Source organism: Flavobacteriales bacterium (assembly GCA_013001705.1).
GTDB lineage: Bacteria > Bacteroidota > Bacteroidia > Flavobacteriales_D > JABDKJ01 > JABDLZ01.
This window is the reverse complement of sequence record JABDLZ010000063.1, coordinates 1-3,504: the sequence shown is the minus strand read 5'-3', so window position 1 is coordinate 3,504 and position 3,504 is coordinate 1. Positions and strand designations below refer to the sequence as shown.

Here is a 3,504-nt window from a genome sequence, read left to right as displayed (position 1 = left end):
GAATATGAGTGGCCTCTTTGAGCTCTCGTGTGTTCTCGATACGCTCGAAGAACATGAAGCGCAGGAATGCAATGAATGCGGCAAGGAGCATACCCGCTCCGATAAAAGTGAGGATGATCCGTTCCTTATCCGGTGCTACCAAACCGATTCCTCGTGCCTTTTCGATGATACTCGTTTGAGGTATGATGGCTGCCTTGGCAATGACCGTATTGGCCCGCTTCTCCAACAGGAAGGTATACATCTTCTCATTTACCTTCAGCTTACGATTGATCTCTACGATGTCACGCTGAGATCCAGGAATGGTACGGATCTTCAACTCATAGGTACGGATCAAGCGGTCCAGATCTCCGATCCGATCCTCATAGGCTACGCGGCTGTTGTTGATATATACGATCAGGTTATTCCTGAGCGAATCCATGCGACCCTCGAAGAATTGGATACCTAGATTCTCATCGGTCAGGTCCATCAGGTCCCGATCCATCTCCAACTGCATGCTATACAACTCATTGAGACTAGCATCCAGAAATCTGTCCTGAACAATGAAACTCGAGGGAGGCAAGAGCTTCTCTTCTCCGCTTGTGAGCAGATAATTCTGCAAGGAGTTCAAGGCTTCTACCTTGAGTTCTATCTCTTCTTTCTGGGACTCATACTTGACCAACTCTCTGAACAATTGCTCCTCTTCCTTGCCAAGATCCAGAATGGCATTGCTCGCCTTGTAGAACTCCATCTCGGTCTCGATGCTATCCAAGGTCCCTTGTAGGGCATCCAACTGCACATCGATGTAATCGATGGTATTCTCATTGAGCTGTATCTGCTTCTCCAGCGTATAGTCTATATAGACCTTGGCCAAGGTATCCAGGAACATCTTGGCCCGATCCACCAATTCATTCTCCAAGGTGACCGAGAGTACAGACGTGTACTCCACATTATCCACCTTCATATTGGAGCGATAGGCATTGACCTGGCTGTTGAGATCGTTGATCTCTACCTGGTATTTGTTTCGGATGAGTTCATCGATAGGGATATCGTAGAATCCGTCTTTTTTCTTGACAAGGATGGAGTACTCATCGGTCAGTTCGTTCGCATCGAAGTGATGCTCCCTGGTGACCCTGCCCTCATTCAATTCGAAGGAGAGTTCATAGCGATCATCATCCAGTATACGGAAGTCTATTCGCTGACCATAGAGCCCCCGCCAGTGGACATCGATATCCATATCGACCGGTTCCAACGAATTCCCTGGAATGGTCTTGACTCGTCCCACCACGTAATAGGTGACGCTGTAGTCGAGCTTCTCCAGCACCTTGGACACCAGATCATAGGAGGTCAGGACCCGTTTCTGATTGGTGATGTCGGCATAGTTGGAGTAGAATCCGGCCAATGATGTGTAGACCTGCGACTGATAGTCCAGCTCTTCTCCCGACTTGAGGAGAATCTCGGTGCGCGCACCATATATCTCGGGCAGGCGATGCGTATAGAAATAGGCCACCAAGGCAAAGAATGCAGGCACTAGCACAAGCAAGAACCAGTTCTTGGTGAAGAATTTCTGGACGACCCTGATGTCCTCTACGGTGATGATATTGGCCTTCTGACCCGACACTCCCTTCTGAATTTGCGCAAAGATAGTATCTCACCCCATCCGATTTCCGGCCTCCAAAAACCCAGCCCATCGAGAGTTAAATCTTCTTGATCAACTGTTGAAAACAACGGCTTTCATGTCATGAATTACCACTCGAACCAGTATCTTCGTGACCAAGAATTCAGACGATGAACAGAATAGCTATGAAATTCTTGTTGAGTGCGGTCTTCGTTGTTGGCATGAGCGCAGTCATAAGTGCTCAGACCGGACCTCCTATCCAAGGCCCCGGCCCTGGCGGATGCTTCCCTCCTCCATGCATCCCTGTAGATGGTGGTATCAGTCTATTGATCGCTGCGGGACTCGGTCTGGCCGGCAAGAAGGCCTACGACTATCACAAAGAGCAGTAAGCAATCCTTTCTGAACGTGGAGTGATGCGATCCATCAAGGAGAACCCATTCCTCCGCTTCTTGATACTGGCCTCTGGCTCCTATCTTCTTTGGTATTGGCTCTATCACGGGTATATCAATGACTACACCGGATTCGACCGGATGGTCATAGACAATCTCATCGACATCACAAGCACCATCTTACGTGCGATGGGCTATGAACTCATCCCAGAACCCCCAGCTGTCGATCAAATACGGACTGTAGGTATCGATGGCACATACGGCCTATGGATCGGTGACCCATGTAATGGCATCAGTCTGTTTGCCTTGTTCACCATCTTCATATTCTGGTATCCCGGTCCTTGGAAGAAGAAGCTCTGGTTCATTCCCCTCGGATTACTCAGCATCCACTTGATCAATGTGCTGCGCATCGTGGCTCTCTGCATCATTGTTACCTATGACTACGCTTATCTGGATTTCAATCACAACTACACCTTCACTATACTGGTGAATGGATGGATGTTCCTACTCTGGATCATCTGGGCGACCCGATTCTCTGATCTCTCATTGAAAAAGAGCACCCCATGAAAAGGGGCCAATGGATCGCTGCCATTCTCATGGCCATCGTCCTTGTCATTCTCGGTGGATTCAGAGATATCCTCTTTGTCAACATCAACGAACAGATCGCATACAACGATGGACTGATCGAGAACTACAGGGTGCTCGAGCAATTTGATTTTCTGAACAACTACGATTCCCCAGCACTCAATCAGGTCAAATGGATATTGACCATCCTATTCACGGTGGTCTATCTCGGATTGTCCATGATCACCTTTCGCATGATCCTGAAGGACATGAAAGGCAGTCTATGGATTCTCTACTTCTATCTTTCAGCATTTGCCATCGCAGGGGTGATTTTCATCGCAGGATGGCTTTTCAATGAACCGGAACTCGGATACACCCTGTCGAGGGTGGTGATGGGGGCTTTGCAATCCCCTTTTCCACTGATGTTGATGATTCCTGCTCGGATGTTGGTCGTACGCTGATCGCTTCCATCTATTTTCGCCACCTCATTTATAATCCTACGATCCATGTCTCGTGATTCAGAAGTATTCGATCTTATCCAAAAAGAGAAAGAACGTCAGCTCCATGGCGTAGAACTCATCGCCTCTGAGAATTTCGTGAGCGACCAGGTGATGGAAGCCGCGGGCTCTGTTCTGACCAATAAATATGCGGAAGGATTGCCCTTCAAGCGCTACTATGGAGGATGTGAGATCGTTGATCAGGTGGAGCAACTGGCCATCGATCGATTGAAAGAACTGTTCGGAGCGAGCTGGGCCAATGTCCAGCCTCATTCAGGAGCACAAGCCAATGCTGCCGTGATGCTGGCCTGCTTGCGACCGGGTGATAAGATTCTAGGTTTCGACCTCTCTCATGGTGGTCACTTGACACACGGCTCTCCGGTCAATTATTCCGGTAAACTCTATGAGCCTCATTTCTATGGTGTCGACAGAGAATCCGGTCTAGTGGACTATGAGATGC

General features: G+C 48.7%; 5 protein-coding genes. 4 read left to right on the top strand and 1 reads right to left on the bottom strand.

The features are described 5' to 3' along the window. Positions 1 to 1,597, bottom strand: a 1,597-nt coding sequence (locus tag HKN79_02375; GenBank protein NNC82398.1) for a hypothetical protein, incomplete at its 3' end; no start/stop codon positions are given. Between the two features lie 167 nt (positions 1,598 to 1,764). On the opposite strand from HKN79_02375, the gene HKN79_02370 reads away from it, so the two are divergent. The 4 genes from HKN79_02370 to glyA form a co-directional block, all read left to right on the top strand. Next, a complete protein-coding gene (locus HKN79_02370; GenBank protein ID NNC82397.1) occupies positions 1,765 to 1,983 on the top strand; it encodes a hypothetical protein in 219 nt (72 codons plus the stop codon). Positions 1,984 to 2,007: 24 nt separating this feature from the next. Further along, the gene (gene xrtF, locus HKN79_02365) at positions 2,008 to 2,550 is read left to right on the top strand and encodes an exosortase family protein XrtF (protein NNC82396.1); all 543 of its coding nucleotides are present in this window, start codon (positions 2,008 to 2,010) and stop codon (positions 2,548 to 2,550) included. After that, positions 2,547 to 3,008, top strand: coding sequence for a hypothetical protein (locus HKN79_02360; GenBank protein NNC82395.1), 462 nt, complete (start codon positions 2,547 to 2,549; stop codon positions 3,006 to 3,008). The genes xrtF and HKN79_02360 overlap by 4 nt, the downstream gene beginning before the upstream one ends. A gap of 45 nt (positions 3,009 to 3,053) precedes the next feature. Beyond that, positions 3,054 to 3,504: serine hydroxymethyltransferase (gene glyA, locus HKN79_02355; GenBank protein ID NNC82394.1), on the top strand; the 451-nt coding region annotated here is incomplete at its 3' end.